Source organism: Antarctobacter heliothermus (assembly GCF_002237555.1).
Classification (GTDB): Bacteria; Pseudomonadota; Alphaproteobacteria; order Rhodobacterales; family Rhodobacteraceae; genus Antarctobacter; species Antarctobacter heliothermus_B.
Window position 1 is genome coordinate 1581830 of the sequence record NZ_CP022540.1, and the last position, 15947, is coordinate 1597776.

Annotated in this window: 17 protein-coding genes and 1 tRNA gene; 6 read left to right on the forward strand and 12 right to left on the reverse strand. The window is 62.2% G+C overall.

Going from position 1 to position 15947, the window contains the following annotated elements:
• Positions 1–32 precede the first annotated feature (32 nt).
• The gene (locus ANTHELSMS3_RS07495; RefSeq protein WP_094034325.1) at positions 33–1046 is read left to right on the forward strand and encodes an amino acid ABC transporter substrate-binding protein; all 1014 of its coding nucleotides are present in this window, start codon (positions 33–35) and stop codon (positions 1044–1046) included.
• An 85-nt stretch (positions 1047–1131) separates the two neighbouring features.
• Here the strand turns inward: ANTHELSMS3_RS07495 and ANTHELSMS3_RS07500 are convergent, their stop codons facing one another.
• The 12 genes from ANTHELSMS3_RS07500 to rpmH form a co-directional block, all read right to left on the reverse strand.
• Positions 1132–1632 (reverse strand): SixA phosphatase family protein, encoded by a 501-nt coding sequence (locus ANTHELSMS3_RS07500; RefSeq protein ID WP_094034326.1) that lies wholly within the window; start codon positions 1630–1632, stop codon positions 1132–1134.
• On the reverse strand, positions 1629–2300 hold the full coding sequence (locus ANTHELSMS3_RS07505; protein WP_094034327.1) for a ferredoxin: 672 nt from the start codon (positions 2298–2300) through the stop codon (positions 1629–1631). Before ANTHELSMS3_RS07505 ends, ANTHELSMS3_RS07500 begins: the two co-directional genes overlap by 4 nt.
• Positions 2297–3184 carry an acetylglutamate kinase gene (argB, locus tag ANTHELSMS3_RS07510; RefSeq protein ID WP_198319900.1) on the reverse strand — a complete coding sequence of 296 codons (888 nt, stop codon included), beginning with the start codon at positions 3182–3184 and terminating at the stop codon, positions 2297–2299. Before argB ends, ANTHELSMS3_RS07505 begins: the two co-directional genes overlap by 4 nt.
• A 94-nt stretch (positions 3185–3278) precedes the next feature.
• Positions 3279–3929, reverse strand: coding sequence for a ribosome biogenesis GTP-binding protein YihA/YsxC (gene yihA, locus ANTHELSMS3_RS07515; RefSeq protein ID WP_094034329.1), 651 nt, complete (start codon positions 3927–3929; stop codon positions 3279–3281).
• Complete coding sequence (locus ANTHELSMS3_RS07520; protein WP_094034330.1) at positions 3929–4672, reverse strand: MOSC domain-containing protein; 744 nt, start codon at positions 4670–4672, stop codon at positions 3929–3931. The genes yihA and ANTHELSMS3_RS07520 overlap by 1 nt, the downstream gene beginning before the upstream one ends.
• On the reverse strand, positions 4669–6507 hold the full coding sequence (gene yidC, locus ANTHELSMS3_RS07525; RefSeq protein ID WP_094034331.1) for a membrane protein insertase YidC: 1839 nt from the start codon (positions 6505–6507) through the stop codon (positions 4669–4671). Before yidC ends, ANTHELSMS3_RS07520 begins: the two co-directional genes overlap by 4 nt.
• Before the next feature lie 189 nt (positions 6508–6696).
• The gene (locus ANTHELSMS3_RS07530) at positions 6697–8241 is read right to left on the reverse strand and encodes a putative bifunctional diguanylate cyclase/phosphodiesterase (RefSeq protein ID WP_094036992.1); all 1545 of its coding nucleotides are present in this window, start codon (positions 8239–8241) and stop codon (positions 6697–6699) included.
• A 76-nt stretch (positions 8242–8317) separates the two neighbouring features.
• On the reverse strand, positions 8318–9160 hold the full coding sequence (gene ttcA, locus ANTHELSMS3_RS07535) for a tRNA 2-thiocytidine(32) synthetase TtcA (RefSeq protein WP_094034332.1): 843 nt from the start codon (positions 9158–9160) through the stop codon (positions 8318–8320).
• A gap of 74 nt (positions 9161–9234) precedes the next feature.
• Positions 9235–9450 (reverse strand): hypothetical protein, encoded by a 216-nt coding sequence (locus ANTHELSMS3_RS07540; RefSeq protein ID WP_094034333.1) that lies wholly within the window; start codon positions 9448–9450, stop codon positions 9235–9237.
• A gap of 305 nt (positions 9451–9755) precedes the next feature.
• Positions 9756–9977 (reverse strand): membrane protein insertion efficiency factor YidD, encoded by a 222-nt coding sequence (gene yidD / locus ANTHELSMS3_RS07545; RefSeq protein ID WP_094034334.1) that lies wholly within the window; start codon positions 9975–9977, stop codon positions 9756–9758.
• Positions 9974–10366, reverse strand: coding sequence for a ribonuclease P protein component (gene rnpA, locus ANTHELSMS3_RS07550; protein WP_094034335.1), 393 nt, complete (start codon positions 10364–10366; stop codon positions 9974–9976). The genes yidD and rnpA overlap by 4 nt, the downstream gene beginning before the upstream one ends.
• Positions 10367–10395: 29 nt before the next feature.
• Entirely contained in the window at positions 10396–10530 is a 135-nt protein-coding gene (gene rpmH, locus ANTHELSMS3_RS07555) for a 50S ribosomal protein L34 (RefSeq protein ID WP_094034336.1), read from the reverse strand.
• A gap of 441 nt (positions 10531–10971) precedes the next feature.
• Between rpmH and ANTHELSMS3_RS07560 the strand changes: the two genes are divergently transcribed.
• From ANTHELSMS3_RS07560 to ANTHELSMS3_RS07580, 5 genes are all read left to right on the forward strand, one after another.
• On the forward strand, positions 10972–11706 hold the full coding sequence (locus tag ANTHELSMS3_RS07560) for a TVP38/TMEM64 family protein (protein WP_094034337.1): 735 nt from the start codon (positions 10972–10974) through the stop codon (positions 11704–11706).
• A gap of 2 nt (positions 11707–11708) precedes the next feature.
• The gene (locus ANTHELSMS3_RS07565; RefSeq protein ID WP_094034338.1) at positions 11709–13127 is read left to right on the forward strand and encodes a dihydrolipoyl dehydrogenase family protein; all 1419 of its coding nucleotides are present in this window, start codon (positions 11709–11711) and stop codon (positions 13125–13127) included.
• A gap of 15 nt (positions 13128–13142) precedes the next feature.
• Positions 13143–14525, forward strand: coding sequence for a sensor histidine kinase (locus tag ANTHELSMS3_RS07570; protein WP_094034339.1), 1383 nt, complete (start codon positions 13143–13145; stop codon positions 14523–14525).
• A gap of 274 nt (positions 14526–14799) precedes the next feature.
• Positions 14800–14876, forward strand: a tRNA-Arg gene (locus ANTHELSMS3_RS07575).
• Between the two features lie 201 nt (positions 14877–15077).
• Complete coding sequence (locus ANTHELSMS3_RS07580) at positions 15078–15824, forward strand: hydratase (RefSeq protein WP_157733437.1); 747 nt, start codon at positions 15078–15080, stop codon at positions 15822–15824.
• The last annotated feature ends 123 nt before the right edge of the window (positions 15825–15947 follow it).

Genomic DNA, 15947 nt, shown 5'->3' on the forward strand with positions numbered 1-15947 from the left:
GTGGGACGCGAAATCCGAGGATATGAAACGGCATGCTGAGGGTACTACTTTGCGCGGCGACCTTACTGGCCTGTGCCACTGGTGCGGCCTCGGCCGGCACGCTGGAGGATGTGCAGCAGCGTGAAAAGCTGAGCTGCGGCGTCAATGCTGGCCTGATCGGGTTCGCCTCGCTGGATTCACGGAATGAATGGACCGGCTTTGATGTCGATCTGTGCCGTGCCCTTGCGGCGGCAGTTCTGGGGGATCCCACGGCAGTGAACTTTGTCGAAACCACAAACGCCACCCGCTTTACCCTGTTGCTGTCCGGGGAACTGGACGTTCTGGTGCGCAATACGACATGGAGCTTTTCGACCGACGTCGGACTGAAACTCGATTTCGCCGGGATCAATTATTACGATGGACAGCGGTTCATGGTGCCCAAAACCATGGGCGTCTCGTCCGCTACAGAGTTGAGCGGCAAGCGGATCTGCATGCAGCCCGACACCAAGACGGCGATGAACCTAGATGAGTATTTCGCACGCAACAACATCACATACGAACGCGTCGAAGTCGAAAGTCTGGCTCAGGCGCAGACACTCTACCTTGAAGGCGCGTGTGAGGTGTTCACGGCTGACGCGTCTTCCCTTGCGGCGATCCGCGCGACCTTCAAGGCGCCGGGGGATCACCTCCTGTTGGGCGACGTGATCTCGAAAGAGCCTTTGGGGCCGGTGGTCCGGCAGGGCGATGACGACTGGGCCGATGTGGTGCGCTGGGTTCTGAATGCGTTGATCACGGCAGAAGAACTGGGCGTGACGTCTGTGAATATAGACGAGATGCGTGAAAGCACCGGCAACCCGGAAATCGCCCGGTTACTGGGCACCGAGGGTCGCATGGGCGAGTTGCTGGGGCTGGACGCAGAGTGGGCTGTCCGGGCGATCAGGGCGGGTGGCAATTATGGCGAGATTTTTGCCCGCAACATCGGCGAAACAACCCCGATTGGCCTGTCGCGCGGGCTAAACCTGCAGTGGACCAACGGCGGGTTGCTGTATAGCCCGCCATTCCGCTGAGGTCGGCCCGCAAGGGGCAGACAGGGGAGGGGGCTCTGCCCCCGTCGCTGCGCGACCCCCCCGGGATATTTCTGGACAGAAGAAATCAGGGCGTGGGGCGGTCCGTCAGGTCACGCGGGACGACAAAGGCGTGGGCTGTGCCGGTTCCGGGCTGCAGATCTTTCCAGGTGTCGATGCCGAAGTGGGCCACCAGCGTGGCACAGGTGGGGTAGGCGTCAAAGCGCGGGTGGTCCGGCGCGGTGCGGACAAGTGCCTTGGCCAGGGCGGCAATGCCGGGGTTGTGGGCCAGCAGCATGACGTTGTTGCCTTGCGCGGACTGCAAAAGCTGCAGCATGGTGTCTGGAGCCGCGTGATAGAGCGCGCGTTCTAAGCGGGTGGGCGCGTGAGTGCCAAGCAGGGTCAGGGTTTCGCGGGTGCGGGCCGATGTCGAACACAGCACCTCGTCCGGCAGGTGTCCGTTGTCGTGCAGCCACGCGCCGATTGCCGTCGCCGCGCCGCGCCCGCGTGCGTTCAATGGGCGGTCATGGTCCGGGCGATCGTACCCCCAGTCCGATTTGGCATGGCGTATCAGGATGAGGTGTTTCATGGGGCCGCATCTCCGAGGAAGGCGCGCATGTGAAAGGCGGATTGTTCGGGACGACGGTAGAAATCCTTGGCCACCGGGCAGGCGCGGCGTACGAGGCAGCCTGCGGTGCGGCAGGTGCGGCCCGCCTCTGATGCGATGTGGGCCTTGCAACGCGCCACGTCATAGGCCTGTCCGGGGGCCAATGCGCCGACGGGACAGGCGGTTTGACAGGGCTGCCCGCAGGTTCCGCAGGGTTTGTTGACCGCGTCGGGAAGGGCCAGTCGCACCGGCAAGGCAATGGCGGCCCGGTAGCTGATGAAAAGACCTGCCGCGTCATGCACCAACATCCCCACGGGCGAGGACCATGCGCGGCCCGAGGTCAGCGCCCAGGTCAGGAACGGCGCGTAGGGCGGGCCGTCCGAGGGGAACAGCGCTTCGCCGCCCCAGTCACCGGCCAATGCTGAAATGACCCGTTTCGACCAGCGATCCAGCGGGTCTGGCCTGCCATCAAAGTATTCCGGGCTGAAGGAGAACAGCGGCCAGAAGCCCGGCTCATCCGGGCCAAGCAACACCAGAGTGCCGGTGCCGACGGGGGCGCCATCCTCGGAGCCGGGATGCAGAGCGCCACGCACACGCAGGCCCGCGCAGGCAGCCGTCAGGTCAGCCTCGCGCAGGTCCGCCGGGGTCATTCCCTCAACGGCGGGCGGTTGTCCGATCGGATCATCGAGCCTGAACCATGTTCGGTGAACAGTTCCAGCAGGCAAGCGTTTTGCACACGTCCGTCGATGATGACCACCGCGCGCACGCCTTCGTCGATGGCCTTAAGCGCGGTTTCCGTCTTGGGGATCATGCCCCCCGCGATCACGCCCTCCGCGGTCAGGCGGCGGACGTCTTCGGGAGTGAGGGCGGTCAACACGTTGCCGTCCGTGCCCTTGACGCCCTGCACATCGGTGAGCAGCAGCAGGCGGTCGGCCTTGAGCGCGCCAGCGATGGCCCCTGCAGCGGTGTCACCGTTGACGTTGTAGGTTTCGGTGACTTCGGTGCCGGTGCCAACGGGGGCCACAACCGGGATGATCCCAGCGGTAAACAGATCGCGCAGGACCTGCACGTTCATCTCGATCGGGCGGCCAACAAAACCCAGTTCGGGGTCGTCCGGTTCACAGACCATCAGATCGTCGTCCTTGCCCGACAGGCCGACGGCGCGGCCGCCTTCGTCCATGATGGCCTGAACGATGCGCTTGTTGACGAGGCCGGTCAGCACCATTTCGACCACCTCAACCGTGGCCTTGTCGGTGACACGCTTGCCGCGCACAAAGCGGCTTTCGATGCCCAGCCGTTTCAGCAGATCATTGATCATCGGCCCGCCGCCATGCACCACGACCGGGTTCACGCCGACCTGTCGCATCAGAACGATGTCGCGGGCAAAGGCGGCCATGGCGTCGTCGTCGCCCATGGCATTGCCGCCGAATTTCACCACCACAATCGCGCCGGTGTAGCGCTGCAGGTAGGGCAGTGCCTCTGAAAGGGTGCGGGCGGTGGCGATCCAGTCTCTGTTCATGTTTTGCTGTCTCATCTGGGGTCTTTCTCGGGGCGGGCACGGCATAGAATGCCCGCTAGCCGCCCCAAAGACCAGAGGGACAGATGGGGTGGCCGTCTGATGGTGCGCGTCAGGCGAGACCGGCGATGGTGGCGCGGAGGCTGGCGATGCCCTCACCCTTTTCGCTGCTGGTGACCACGATTTCAGGATAGGCGGCCGGGTGTTTCGACAGCCTTTCGCGCACCTGGGCCAGGATTGCGTCCTGTTCTGCTGCCTTGACCTTGTCCGCCTTGGTCAGGACCACCTGAAAGGTGACGGCAGAGCGATCCAGCAGGGTCATGATTTCATCGTCAACGGGTTTGATCCCGTGACGAAAGTCCACCAACACAAAGGCGCGGCGCAGGCTGACACGGCCCGCGAGATAAGATTTCAGCAGCGCCTGCCATTTGGCAACCACCGCGACCGGCGCGTTGGCAAAGCCGTAACCGGGCAGGTCGACTAGGAACCGTTCGCTGCCCAGCTTGAAATAGTTGATTTCCTGCGTGCGGCCCGGCGTGTTGGACGCACGGGCCAATCCCTTGCGCCCGGTAAGCGCGTTGATCAGGCTGGACTTGCCGACGTTGGAGCGCCCGGCAAAGCAGACCTCTGCCCGGTCATCCGGGGGCAGGCCGTCCATGGCCACAACGCCTTTGAGGAAATCGACGTCGCCGACGAACAGCTTGCGCGCTGCCTCGCGGGTTTCGTCATCGGGCTCTTCTGCGAGAGGGAAAGGAAGTTGCATTACAGTACCTCGATACTATCGCCGGTGGCGATCCGGCCGCCGCGCAAGACCTCGGCCCGGACTGAAAAGTCGCGGTGGTTCCAACTGTCGAGCGCGTTCAGCACGTCGGTATCCCGCGTGCCGGTGTCCGGGTTATTGTGGGTGGCAAGGCAGCGATCCGTGCGCTCTCGCGGGATCAGGATGGCCTCGCCAATGCGGATCTCACGGTTGATCCAGTCGAATTCTTCCCATGGCGCGCCGCCGTCGAACCATAGATTGCCGCGCCAGCGATGGATTGACAGCGCGTGACCAACCCGCTGTTCCACCGCGCGGTGAGACGACAGGTTGCACAGAGTGATTGACGGAAAAACGCTGTCTGTAAAGCCACGCTGCTGCCCGCGGATCACCCGCGCCGATTGCGCCCGGTTGTCGGGGACAAGACCCTGACCCCAGTCGATCAGCCTGTCGCCCTCTGTGTCGGGATGAAACGTCAGGTCGTCGCGGTCGGGATGGGACAGCGTGACAGTCGCACTGTTCTCATCGAGGTGTGCAGAGATAGCAGCAAGTGCTGGTGCCTTGGACCCGCGTGAGAAGTGCTGGCAGGGCGCCCATTCAGCGCCATCGACCTGCGACTGTTCATGCGCGACCGCCCAGTGGCGATCCCACGGTAGCGTTTGACCAGCCGTCAAATTGACCGCGTCCAGTGCTTCCCGGCCGTGGCTTTTGATCGGAAAGCGCCAGATCGCAGTCAACTGCCGTGTCATTTGCTATCCTGCTCCTTGTCCTTCTTTTTCACACTGGCCTTGATGTTGCCCAGGATGTCCGGCGAATAGCCGTGGCTGCGCATAATCAGGTATTGCTGCGTGAAGGTGATCACGTTGTTGGTGATCCAGTAGACGACCAGCCCGCTGGCAAAACCGCCCAGCATGAACATGAACACCCAAGGCATCCAGGCAAAGATCATCTGCTGCGTCGGATCGGCGGGCGCCGGGTTCAGCTTTTGCTGAAGCCACATCGAGACACCCAGCAACAGCGGGAGGATACCGATAAAGACCAGCGCAAGGATCGACTGCGGATCGGGCGCGGCCCAGGGCAGCAGGCCGTAGAAGTTGTAGATCGAGGTCGGGTCCGGAGCGGACAGATCGTTGAACGGACCAAAGAAGTTCGCATGCCGCAGTTCCAGCGTGACAAAGATCACCTTGTACAGGCTGAAGAAGATCGGGATCTGCAAGAGGATCGGCAGGCAGCCCGCAGCCGGGTTTACCTTTTCCTTTTTGTAGAGACCCATCATCTCTTTCTGGAGCTTTTCACGGTCGCCGGCGGCACGCTCCTTGATCTTTTCCATCTCCGGCTGGAGTTCTTTCATCTTTGCCATCGAGGCATAGGATTTATACGCCAACGGAAAGAGGATCGCCTTGAGCAGCAGGGTCAGCGCGATGATCGCGACGCCCATGTTGCCGATATGGGCGTTCAGCCAGTGCAGGACCGCAAAAATTGGCTTGGTCAGGAAAAAGAACCAGCCCCAGTCGATTGAATCCAGAAACCGGTCGATGCCCGCCTTTTGATAGGCGCGGATGGTTTCCCATTCCTTGGCACCAGCAAACAGTTTGGAACTCACCTCACGGGTCTCTCCCGGGGCAAGCTGAACTGTCGGCAGCACGGCCTCTGTCTGATAGATGTCGCGGCGGGCGTCGTATTTCACCACTGATTTGAACGGCGTTCCCGCATCCGGGATCAGCGTGGCCATCCAGTAATGATCTGTGAAGCCGATCCAGCCGGTTTCCTGAACGCGTTCGACCACCGCCTGCGTACCTTCGGCGGGAACAACGTCAAGGTCGGGCATCTTTGTGTATTTGGTCTGCTCAAGGATGCCATCGGACATCTGCAGCGCGCCTTCGAACAGGACGAAGAAGTTCTTGAGGTCTTCGGGTTCGCCGTGGCGGGCCAGCATGCCGTAGGGGGCAAGGGACACCGTCGCGCCGCCGGAATTTTCCACCGACTGGGTGACGGAGAACATGAAATCCTCATCCACCGAAATCATACGGCGGAACACCAGACCCGACGGGCTGTCCCAGCGCAGGGTCACGGGGCTGTCGGTGCCAAGGATCTCCCCCGATTCGACTGTCCATGCGGTGTTGGCGCCGGGAACGTCCTCAAACGCCAGTCCATTGCCGGGCGCCCAACCAAAAAGAGCATAGTAGGGATTGGTGCTACCGACCGGATCCAGCATCTGGACGATAGGTGAATCGGGGCCCAATTCGTCGCGGTAGTCTTTGAGCCGGAGGTCGTCGATACGCCCCCCGGTCAGTGAAATCGACCCTTCAAGGCGCGCAGTGTCGAGCGGCAGGCGCGGCGCGTCTGTCGTGTCCGCACTGGCAGATGCGGGTTCCTGACCGGCCGGCACCCCACCAGCGACTGGGGGGGCCGCGCGCGGGGCTGTGGCGACGCCATCAGGGGACAACGGCATGTCGGTTTCCGTGGCGACCGGCGCGTTGGGATCCTTGACCGGTTCCGGTGGCGGAAACAAGAGAAACCATACAAGGATCACAACCATGCTGAGCGCGGTCGCGAGAAGCAGGTTCTTGTTTTGATCGTCCATGAGGGCGGCCACCTATCCGTTGAAAGTCACCGCTGGGTTCAAACGGTCCGCGCTGCAAAGGTCAAGCGGAATCCCCCGTTCAGGGGCGGTGTGGCACAGGTGCGCCGACCGAAAAGTGGTGGTTGCGCGGGACAGGCACGGCTGGACGCTACAGGGTGCCGGTCTCGGCCGCAGCAGTGCAGTGTGATGTCAGCCAGTGCCGCGGCCCAGTTTCTGAGCCTCTGCAATGCGGGTGACGTGGTCTTTTGCCCAATCGATCAGATTGTCCGCAGGCATCGGACGGGCGATGCCGAACCCCTGAACATGGTCACAGCCCAACTGAGACAACAGAGCGTGTTCGCCGACGCTTTCGACACCTTCTGCGATGGTTTCCAGCCCCAGCCGGTCGGCCATGCCAAGGACGGCGGCCAGCATCCGGTGCTGTTCCTCATCGCGGTCGATCCGGGTGACAAAGCTGCGGTCGATTTTCAGCCTATGCACCTTGAACCGGCGCAGCGAGGTGATCGAGGCGTGGCCAGTGCCAAAATCATCGAGGTCGATGTGGCAGCCGATCCGGCCCAGCTCGACGATATTGCGGGCCACAATCCCCTCTGGCGCACCTGCGATTACGGTTTCCAGTACCTCGATCCCCAGCCGTTCAGCAGTCAGACCAAAACGATCCAGTTCCCACTGGATGCGTTCCACCAGACGGGGATCACGCAATTCGGGATCGGAAAAGTTGACGCTGACACGCGGAATGTCCAACCCCGCCTGATCCCAACTGCGCAAGGCTGTCAGCGAATGCTGAAGGATAACCTCACTAAGGTATTCCATCCGCCCCGCATCCTCCAGCACGCGCAGGAATTGTGCGGGCGGGACGATGCCACGTTCAGGGTGAATCCAGCGCGCCAGCGCCTCAACTCCGCTGATCGCCCCGGTCGAGGTGCAGACCTGCGGCTGAAACCACGGCTGGATCTGGCCGTTGGACAGGGCGCGATCGACCTCATTGCGCAGGGTTTTCTGTTCGATATGGGTCTGGCGCATGTTTTCGGACCACGCTCGAATGGCCGACGGGCCCTTGGCTGTCGCGTCGTCCAAGGCAATCTGCGCGGCGTCGAGTAGCTGTTTTCCGGTCGCTTCGGTTTTCAGGCGCAAGCTGCCGCAAAATCCGATGGAAGCCGAAAGGTAGCGCATTGTCTCGTCAACTGATGTGGGTTCCTCGACCGCATTTTGCAGGCGACCGGCAAGTTGCAGCAACGCCTCCAGATCCAGACGCAAGGAGGGCGCAAGCAGGACAAGATAGCGGTTTTCACCGAATCGCACCGCCTCGTCATCGCGGCGCAGGGTCTTGCGCAAACGGCCAAGGGTCAGTTCGCGCAGGTTATCGACAGTCGATTCATCTGCCTGCCGGGCAATTTCAGTCAGGCCATCAATCTCTAACACCATGCAGGCGGTCGCAAGATTGGCCGCCAGCGCCCGATCCATGGCCTGTTGCACAAGTCGCGCGGCAGCGATGGAATCCACGATATCGGCATGATCGCCCTCGGCGCGGTTTGCCCCTGCGTCCACGTTGAACCCGGACAACAACAGGAGCGCCGGGGTCCCCAGCGCCACAACCAGCAACAAAGGCTCGCCCCCCAACCAGAAGGCCGCAAGCGCGGCCGCAGGCAGGAACGCCAACGCCTGTGGTCCGTGAAAACCGCGCCGTACCGCGGTGCGCAGCCTGATGGGAAGCGCGCGAAGTGACGCAAACATGCCGGTATCCTTGCTCTTCATGAGAGGGACACTAGGCCACGTCGGTAACTCGAAACTTAACGCCGGTCCGGGTTTTTTACGATTTGGGCGAAACCTTGTCACGCATCAGGCCCGCAAAATCGAAAAGTCCGGGGTCCAGCATGTGTGAGGGGCGGACATTCATCAATGACCGGAACATGACCTGCCGCCGTCCGGGCGAATTTTTCTCCCATCCGTCAAGGATTTGCTTGACCTGCTGCCGTTGCAAACCGTCCTGTGACCCACAAAGATCGCAGGGAATGATCGGATAATTCATCGCCCGCGCGAATCGGTCACAATCTGCCTCTGCCACATGCGCCAACGGGCGGTACACAAACAGATCGCCTTCTTCGTTGACCAGTTTCGGAGGCATCGTTGCCAAGCGCCCGCCGTGAAAGAGGTTCATGAAAAAGGTTTCAAGAATGTCGTCGCGGTGATGGCCCAGCACCACCGCCGAACAACCCTCTTCGCGGGCGACCCGGTACAGGTTGCCGCGACGTAGGCGCGAGCAGAGCGCGCAGAAGGTGCGCCCTTGGGGTACTTTGTCGACGACGATGGAATAGGTGTCCTGATACTCGATCCGGTGCGGGACGCCCATCTTTTCCAGAAATTCCGGTAAAACGGTCGCCGGAAAGCCCGGTTGCCCCTGATCCAGATTGCAGGCCAGCAGATCGACCGGCAACAGGCCGCGCCACTTCAGCTCATACAATATGGCAAGCAGTGTATAACTGTCCTTGCCGCCGGACAGACAGACCAGCCATCTGGCGCCCTCTTCGACCATGCCATATTGCTCCACCGCTTCGCGCACATTCTGCACGATCCGCTTGCGGAGTTTCTTGAACTCGGTGGATTTGGGCGCTCCGTAAAAGAGCGGGTGAATGTCGTCGGCATCGTCCAGCATGGGCTGCACATAGCGGCAAGGCGGTGCCATGGCAACGGGCGGCAACGGGGTAGGGAGAGGGCCCGCCCCCGCCTTCAGCGCAGGCTGTTCAGCATTGCGGTGCCGGTTGAGGGTGTCGCAGTGCCTACCGGGGCAATCCCGATGTCACGGCGCAGATGGTCGTTCAACACAGGGGATGTCGGCGGGTAGTGGAGTGCCGGGCCAGAGCGGAACAGGTCCGCCAGTGCCGACGAAAAAGCGGGGCGTGGGGCGGTCGCCGTGGGGAAGAGGGGCGTCTCGAGATGTGTCATGTCTATCGCCCGGACAGAGTCCGGCCTTTCAAATTGGGCGAGACAGCGCAGCATCGCCCACGACAAAGCGGACAAGGGCGCACGGCCTCGAAATCAGGATGAAATTGGAGAGACCTGGGGTGTCAGGCCAAAGAGCGCTTTACCCGCGCAGGTCACCGCAGAGGCAAGCGACCCGGACATGGGGGAGCGATCGAATGATCATCATGTTTGCCTCCTTTGTTGCGTGTTGAACCTGCGGTAGGCCATACGCGATTCCCCGCCGGACACATAGCGCGCAATAGGTAGGGAATACCGGAGGGCCTGTCTCAGTCGGGGACGTTGTCGATGCCGGACCCGCCCCAGGGGTGGCATCTGGCGATCCGGCGGGCGGCAAGCCATCCGCCTTTGATCGCGCCGTGCTTTTCCAGCGCTTCCAGCGCGTAGACCGAACATGTTGGGTGATAGCGGCAGCCGTGACCGACCCAGGGGCTGAGCAGTAGCCGGTAGGCGCGTACCGGCACAGCAAAAACGTGGGCCAGCGGGGTCATGGTTGCGTGCCGTGGATCTTGGCCAAGGCGCGGCGCAGATCCGACTGAAGGTCGGTAAACTCGCGCCACGCCGTCTTTTCGGCGCGCCCGATCAGGACGTAGTCCCAGCCATCGACGCCCATGTCGGGCAGGACAAGGCGTGCGATTTCGCGCAGCCGGCGTTTGGCGCGGTTGCGGGCGACGGCGTTGCCGACCTTTTTGGAACAGGTAAAGCCGACGCGGATGCCCTCTGCCTCGCCCGGTGCGCGTTGGCGACCTTGCAGCAAAAAGCCTTCGCAGGGAACGCGGCGGGCGCGAGCAGCGCGCAGGAAATCGGCGCGTTTGTTGAGAACGGTCAATGGCAAAAAGGCCGCCTCGGATTGCTCCGTGGCGGCTTTTGCGGTGGTCACGTTCCGCTCCGCTGCGTCAGGCGTAAAGCTCAGGCGCTCAGGCTCTTGCGACCGCGCAGACGGCGGGCGTTCAAGATCTTGCGGCCTGCTTTGGTGGCCATGCGGGCACGAAACCCATGGCGACGCTTGCGGACGAGGTTGGACGGCTGAAAAGTGCGTTTCATCGCGGCTACTCCGGTTCATTGCCCCAGAGCGACTCGGGGACAGGAAATTCGAAGCCCTGCCTATAGGGGGCCTTGGGGCGGCTGTCAAACGGGAGTCGTGCTTTTTCGTCCGCGTCTGCCAATGTGGGCCAAAAAGATGTGTCCACGCGTGGACAGACCGCAGCACACGCAGAATCAACAGCTTACAGAGACGTTTTTACACTTTCTTCACCTTTGACCGACTAGGTCAAGCCACGCGCCCGCGTCAAAAGACCCGCATTCCCCACCTGCTTTGCAACAAACCGCTCGCGCCATGGGGTGGGAAATGTTTCAGTTTGGCCTTCACACGTCGGAATCCTCACGCTTTGGCCTGACAGTGATCAAGCGCCCGTGAAACCCCTGTTGTCCCGCGGACGTGGGCCGCATGTTAGTCCCACCCCGACCAACAACAGGCCCCAGCAGATGAGTGACATGACCCAAACCGACCGACCGACCGGACTGAAACGGTATCTTCCGCTGATGGTGATCGCCACCGCCGCTGTCGCCGGCTATTTTGCGCTGGGCGATGTCCTGAGCTTTCAGACGCTGGCCGACAACCGCGAGGCGCTGTTGGCGTTCCGCGACTCGCATTACATCGCGACGCTGACGGTCTTTGTTCTGGTCTATGTGGCCATCGTGGCCTTTTCCCTGCCCGGTGCGAGCATCGCAACCCTGACCGGTGGCTTTCTCTTTGCCACCTTCCCCGGCAGCCTGTTCAACATCATTGCCGCGACAACCGGGGCCACCGCCATCTTTCTGGCGGCGCGCTGGGGTCTGGGGGCCAAATTGGGTGAGCGGCTGGAAACGTCCGAAGGTATGGTCAAGAAGATCAAGGAGGGCATCGATGAGAACCAATGGTCGATGCTGTTCCTGATCCGTCTGGTCCCGGCGGTGCCGTTCTTTATCGCCAACCTTGTCCCGGCCTTTCTTGAGGTGCCACTGCACCGCTTTGTCATCTCGACCTTTCTGGGCATCATTCCGGGCACGGTGGTCTATACCTCTGTCGGGGCCGGGCTGGGCGAGGTGTTCGAACGGGGTGAGACCCCGAACCTGAGCATCATCTTTGAGCCGCATATCATCGGACCGATCCTTGGCCTTGCAGCGCTGTCTGCGCTGCCCATCCTGATCAAGGTCATTCGCGGAAAGAAGGGTCTGTGATCATGGAAAATCTCAAATGTGATTTGCTGATCCTTGGCGCTGGATCGGGTGGCCTGTCAGTGGCCGCAGGCGCCAGCCAAATGGGCGCCGACGTGATCCTGCTAGAAGGTCACAAGATGGGCGGCGACTGCCTGAACTATGGATGTGTCCCGTCCAAGGCGCTGATCGCCAGCGGCAAGACCGCCTACACGATGAGCCACGCGGAGATTTACGGTGTCGCGGATGCCGCGCCGCAGGTCGACTATGCCGCCGCCAAGGACCATGTGGCCGATGTGATCGCCCAGATCGAACCGGTCGACAGCCAAGAGCGGTTCGAAGGGTTCGGTGTGCGGGTGATCCGGGAATACGGGCGCTTTACATCAGACCGTGTGGTTGAGGCGGGCGCGTATCGCATCACCGCGCGGCGTATCGTGATCGCCACCGGATCGTCGCCGCTGGTGCCGCCGATCCCCGGTCTGGATGCTGTGCCGTATCTGACCAATGAAACGCTGTGGAAGCTGCGAGAGCGGCCCGACCATCTGTTGGTCATCGGTGGCGGCCCCATCGGCATGGAAATGGCGCAGGCGCACCGGCGTCTGGGGTCGCAGGTGACGGTGATCGAAGGGGCCAAGGCGCTGGGCAAGGACGATCCCGAAATGGCGGAAATCGTGCTGGAGCAGTTGCGCGCCGAGGGTATTGAGATTGCCGAAGAGGCGCTGGCACAAGAAGTGCGGGGCCAAGAAGGCGCCATCGAGGTGGAGACCAAGGATGGCCGCGTCTTCAAAGGCTCTCACCTGCTTGTGGCGGTGGGTCGCAAGGCCAACCTCGACACGTTGAACCTTGAGGCGGCAGGGGTCGAGACGACCAAGACGGGCGTCAAGGTGGACGACAGTCTGAAAACCAGCAACCGGCGCGTCTATGCCATTGGCGACGCGGCGGGCGGTCTGCAATTCACCCATGTGGCGGGTTATCACGCCGGTATCGTCATCCGCTCTGCCCTGTTCGGCCTTCCGGCCAAGACCAAAACCGCGCATATCCCTTGGGCCACCTACACCCAGCCGGAACTGTCACAGGTCGGCCTGACAGAGGCGCAGGCGCGTGACGCGCATGGTGATCGGCTGGAGGTGGCGCGCTTTCACTACCATCACAACGACCGCGCCATTGCGGAACGCAAGACCAAGGGCCTGATCAAGGTCATGGTGGTCAAGGGGCGGCCGGTTGGCGTGTCCATTGCGGGCCATCAGGCGGGCGAATTGATCAACCTGTGGTCGCTTGTTATCGCCAACGGGTTGAAGATGAGCGCGGTTTCCAACATGGTCTCTCCTTATCCGACGATTGGAGAGATTAACAAACGGGCCGCGGGGGCCTATTTCTCTCCCAAGCTGTTTGAAAACGACACCGTCAAAAAAGTGGTCCGGCTGGTCCAGCGCTGGCTGCCCTGAATGCGATAACGCCACATGCTCAATACCCTTTCCGGCCGATTTTTGATCCTGACCGTCATCTTCGTGATGGTGGCCGAAGTGCTGATCTTTATGCCGTCGGTGGCGCGCTTCCGCGAGGATTACCTGCTGGCGCGGCTGGAACGGGCGCAAATCGCGTCGCTGGCGCTGCTGGCGGACGACATGATCGAGCCAGAGCTGGAAGCGGAACTGTTGGCCAATGCGGGGGTCTACAACGTGGTGCTGCGGCGCGACGAGATCCGGCAGTTGATGCTGTCCTCACCGATCCCCGGCGAGGTGTCGCGGTCGTTTGATCTGCGCGACGCCTCGGCGTGGGAGTTGATGCGGGATGCGCTGGGCTGTCTTGTTGACGGCAGGCCGCAGGTGATCCGCGTCATGGGCGCACCGCTGCGCGACGGCGGAGAGTTGATCGAGGTCACGATGGACAGCGGCCCCTTGCGGGCCGCCATGATCGACTACGGGCTGCGCATCCTGCTGCTGTCGGCGGTCATTTCCATCATCACGGCTGTGCTGCTGTTTCTTGCGGTGCGCCGTCTGCTGGTGAAGCCGATCAAGGGTGTGGTGGGTCACATCCAGAACTATGCCGCCGCGCCCGAGGACGCGCGCCGGATCATCCGTCCGACGGCGACGGTGCGTGAATTGCGTGAGGCCGAGGAGTCGCTGAAGCTGCTGCAGACGCAGTTGACGCAGGCGCTGCGGCAGAAAGACCGGCTGGCGCAGTTGGGCGGCGCGATGGCGCGGGTGAGCCACGATCTGCGCAACATCCTGACATCGGCCCAGTTGTTCACCGACCGGATCGAAATGTCCGAAGATCCGGCGGTGCAGCGGATGGCGCCCAAGCTGGTGAATTCGATCACCCGCGCGATTTCGCTGTGCGAGAATACCTTGGCCTTTGGTCGGGCCGAGGAACCGGCTCCCAGCCTGATGCTGTTCAATCTGTCCGAGTTGACCAACGAGGTGCTGGAGGCAGAGCGGTTGGCGCTGGACGATCACGACGTCAGCCTGTCCGAGGACATCCCCGCCAGCATGACGGTGCGCGCCGATTCCGAACAGATTTATCGCGCGCTGTCGAACCTGATCCGCAACGCGCGGCAGGCCATTGTCGCCACGGGGCAGCCGGGTGAGATCAACGTGGCCGCCCACGCCGAGGATGAGGATTGGGTGATCACCGTGTCCGATACCGGGCCGGGGCTGCCGCCCAAGGCGCGAGAGCATCTGTTTCAGGCGTTTCAGGGCGGCGTGCGCAAGGGCGGGTCTGGGCTGGGTCTGGCCATCGTCGCCGAACTGGTGCGTGGCCACGGCGGCAAACTGCGTCTGTCCCGCAGCGATGATGCTGGCACCTGCTTCGAGATCCGCCTGCCGATGGGGGATGTGAGTTGATGTCCGGGATTGAATGCGCGGGTCTGTTTGGTGTTCGCCGGGCGGCGTGACCTCGTCAGTTCTGCCGGGCCGATGCGTATCGGTGACTTGCCTTCCCTTTGGGGGAATGAGGTGCGTGGACAGCCACATCTGACGGGCGTTGCGTTTACCGGTGCCGTGCGGCCAAGGCCGGGCCACAGCAAACGCCACCCGAGCACACCGCGCGCATCCCGCAAAGAAAACCTGTGATTGCCCCTTGCAATGGTCGGACACGAGAGGTAAATCCCGCCCTCACGGACCGATAGCTCAGCTGGATAGAGTACTTGACTACGAATCAAGGGGTCGGGGGTTCGAATCCTCCTCGGTCCGCCACTACCACTTGGTAGGGCGTTGAAGCGCTAGAGAAAACCGGCAGTGCCGGGCATCTCATACACAGAATAATCCGATTGTCGTGACATTGACATGGGCCGCTGTCAGCGCGCCGCAGGCCGTCGGACATCGATTGAACTTTTTGTTCAGGCCTGACACGGGTCGACCTCTTGAGGTGAAGTCTGTCGCAACTGGCAGGCGGGCTTGGCCCATGCAGCAATGGAGACCATGATGCGCCCTGACGTGATTGTCACTTATTCCGAAGCCCTGAAGGCCGCCCGCGCCGCCGGCAAGCAGATTGTGCCGCCGGGGGAAATTCCTACCTATTCAGAGGCAATAGCCATCCAGGCCGCAATTCAAACCGATCTGGGGGCTGTGGCAGGCTTCAAGGTTGCGGCGCGGCCCGAGGGGCCGCCGGTTCTGGCGCCGATTTCGGCGCATCGTGTCTTTGACAGCGGCGTGGCTATTTCGTCGCCGAACATGGCCGGGGTTGAACTGGAAATCGCATTTGAACTGATGCAGCCCTTTTCGGATGCACCGCTTAGGGATTTGTTCCGTCCGCGTCTGGTGATGGAACTGGTCGACACACGGTTTTCGGGTGACGCTTTGGACCCGATGCAAAAGATGTCCGACATGCAATTGAACGACGGTCTGGTTCTTGGGCCGGTTCTGGACAGCTGGGATGGGTCGGATTTCGGCACGGTACAGGCGCGGATGACCGGGGCGGATCGCGTTATTCTGGATGGTGCGGCCGAGGTGCCGGGCGGGTCCGCGCTGGCCAACCTGCAACTGTGCCTTGATCATTTGGGTGACCATTGCGGCGGCGTTCAGCCGGGCCAGCACATCATCACCGGGTCGCTCTGCGGCCTGCCATGGTTTGGGGCAGGCGACGTGGTTCAGGCGGAGGTCGCGGGTTTCGGTGAGGTTAAGGCGGCGCTGGTTCCGCGCTGAGCGGGGCGGCTGTTCGTGCCGCCTGAGATCCGGCGACGGCCCCGCCAAGGGAGGCGGTGGGCTGTTTGCCATGGGTCAGGGTTCGCCTTTGTCGGGAACCTGGATTGCAGGCCGCCTTGACTT

What these genes read in the sequence shown, in the direction of transcription:
- ANTHELSMS3_RS07495 (WP_094034325.1), top strand. Translation starts at nt 33, where the DNA reads ATGCTGAGGGTACTACTTTGCGCGGCGACCTTACTGGCCTGTGCCACT.
- ANTHELSMS3_RS07500 (WP_094034326.1), bottom strand. Translation starts at nt 1,632, where the DNA reads ATGAAACACCTCATCCTGATACGCCATGCCAAATCGGACTGGGGGTAC.
- ANTHELSMS3_RS07505 (WP_094034327.1), bottom strand. Translation starts at nt 2,300, where the DNA reads ATGACCCCGGCGGACCTGCGCGAGGCTGACCTGACGGCTGCCTGCGCG.
- argB (WP_198319900.1), bottom strand. Translation starts at nt 3,184, where the DNA reads ATGAGACAGCAAAACATGAACAGAGACTGGATCGCCACCGCCCGCACC.
- yihA (WP_094034329.1), bottom strand. Translation starts at nt 3,929, where the DNA reads ATGCAACTTCCTTTCCCTCTCGCAGAAGAGCCCGATGACGAAACCCGC.
- ANTHELSMS3_RS07520 (WP_094034330.1), bottom strand. Translation starts at nt 4,672, where the DNA reads ATGACACGGCAGTTGACTGCGATCTGGCGCTTTCCGATCAAAAGCCAC.
- yidC (WP_094034331.1), bottom strand. Translation starts at nt 6,507, where the DNA reads ATGGACGATCAAAACAAGAACCTGCTTCTCGCGACCGCGCTCAGCATG.
- ANTHELSMS3_RS07530 (WP_094036992.1), bottom strand. Translation starts at nt 8,241, where the DNA reads ATGTTTGCGTCACTTCGCGCGCTTCCCATCAGGCTGCGCACCGCGGTA.
- ttcA (WP_094034332.1), bottom strand. Translation starts at nt 9,160, where the DNA reads ATGCTGGACGATGCCGACGACATTCACCCGCTCTTTTACGGAGCGCCC.
- ANTHELSMS3_RS07540 (WP_094034333.1), bottom strand. Translation starts at nt 9,450, where the DNA reads ATGACACATCTCGAGACGCCCCTCTTCCCCACGGCGACCGCCCCACGC.
- yidD (WP_094034334.1), bottom strand. Translation starts at nt 9,977, where the DNA reads ATGACCCCGCTGGCCCACGTTTTTGCTGTGCCGGTACGCGCCTACCGG.
- rpmH (WP_094034336.1), bottom strand. Translation starts at nt 10,530, where the DNA reads ATGAAACGCACTTTTCAGCCGTCCAACCTCGTCCGCAAGCGTCGCCAT.
- ANTHELSMS3_RS07560 (WP_094034337.1), top strand. Translation starts at nt 10,972, where the DNA reads ATGAGTGACATGACCCAAACCGACCGACCGACCGGACTGAAACGGTAT.
- ANTHELSMS3_RS07565 (WP_094034338.1), top strand. Translation starts at nt 11,709, where the DNA reads ATGGAAAATCTCAAATGTGATTTGCTGATCCTTGGCGCTGGATCGGGT.
- ANTHELSMS3_RS07570 (WP_094034339.1), top strand. Translation starts at nt 13,143, where the DNA reads ATGCTCAATACCCTTTCCGGCCGATTTTTGATCCTGACCGTCATCTTC.